2 protein-coding genes are annotated in these 1,284 nt (G+C 66.7%); both read right to left on the bottom strand.

Annotated elements, in window-relative coordinates:
• Positions 1 to 859, bottom strand: an 859-nt coding sequence (locus tag ABZ919_RS41490; RefSeq protein WP_361259516.1) for an alpha-amylase family glycosyl hydrolase, incomplete at its 3' end; no start/stop codon positions are given.
• Positions 856 to 1,284, bottom strand: a 429-nt coding sequence (locus tag ABZ919_RS41485; RefSeq protein WP_361259514.1) for an alpha-glucosidase C-terminal domain-containing protein, incomplete at its 5' end; no start/stop codon positions are given. The genes ABZ919_RS41490 and ABZ919_RS41485, both read right to left, overlap by 4 nt.

Genomic DNA, 1,284 nt, shown 5'->3' with positions numbered 1-1,284 from the left:
GGAAGGCCATGTGGCACTCGTCGCCGCCGGAGGTGAAGTCGCCGAAGTAGTCGACGACGTCCTCGGGCCACTGGTTGGCCTCCGCCAGCAGCACCGTGTCCGGGTACATCGCGTCGATCTCGCGCCGGACCCGCCGCAGGAACTCGTGGGTGGCCGGCAGGTTCTCGCAGTTGGTGCCCTCCTCGGCGTAGAGGTAGGGGACCGCGTCGAGCCGGTAGCCGTCGATCCCGAGGTCCAGCCAGAAGCGCAGGGCCGCCAGGATCTCCTCCTGCACGGCCGGGTTCTCGTAGTTGAGGTCCGGCTGGTGCGAGAAGAAACGGTGGAAGTAGTACTGGCCGCGCACGGGGTCGAAAGTCCAGTTGGAGGCCTCGGTGTCGACGAAGATGATCCGGGCGTCCTCGTACTGCTTGTCGTCGTCGGCCCACATGTAGTAGTCCCCGTACGGTCCGTCGGGGTTCTTGCGCGACTCCTGGAACCACGGGTGCTGGTCGCTGGTGTGGTTCATGACGAAGTCGATGATCACGCGCATGCCGCGCTGGTGGGCGGCGTCCACGAACTCCACGAAGTCGGCGAGGTCGCCGAAGTCGGGGAGGACGGCGGTGTAGTCGGAGACGTCGTAACCACCGTCTCTGAGCGGGGACTTGAAGAACGGCGGCAGCCACAGGCAGTCCACGCCGAGCCACTGCAGATAGTCGAGCTTGGCGGTCAGACCCTTCAGGTCGCCGATGCCGTCGCCGTTGCTGTCCTGGAAGGAGCGGACCAGGACCTCGTAGAAGACGGCGCGCTTGAACCACTGCGGGTCCCGGTCCTTGGCCGGTGTGTCCTCGAAGGTGTCGTGTACCGGTTCGTTGACGCTCATGAGGCTGCGGGCCCTCCGTTCTGGGGCGTCGACCGCCGGACGTGGAGCACGTGCGCCGGCGCGCTGCCGGGCGTCAGCCGCACGTAGTTGGTCCTGCCCCAGTGGTACGTCTCGCCCGTCAGTTCGTCGTGCACGGACAGGGCGGCGTTCCAGTCCAGGCCGAGTTGCGGCATGTCCAACGAGACCGTGGCCTCCTGGGTGTGGTGCGGGTCGAGATTGACGACCACGATGACCGTGTCCGTTCCCGTGCTCTTGCTGTAGGCGAGCACGGCATCGTTGTCGGTCCGGTGGAAGCGGAGGTTCCGCAGGCGCTGCAGCGCGGGGTGCTGTCGCCGGACGGTGTTGAGTTTGGTGATGAGGGGTGCGATGGTGCGGCCCTCGCGTGTCGCCGTCTCCCAGTCGCGCGGCCTGAGCTGGTACTTCTC

The sequence above is a fragment of the Streptomyces sp. NPDC046759 genome (assembly GCF_040645475.1).
In the GTDB taxonomy this organism is placed as follows: Bacteria; Actinomycetota; Actinomycetes; order Streptomycetales; family Streptomycetaceae; genus Streptomyces.
The sequence above is the reverse complement of the archived record's forward strand: the minus strand, read 5'-3'. Positions and strand labels throughout refer to the sequence as shown.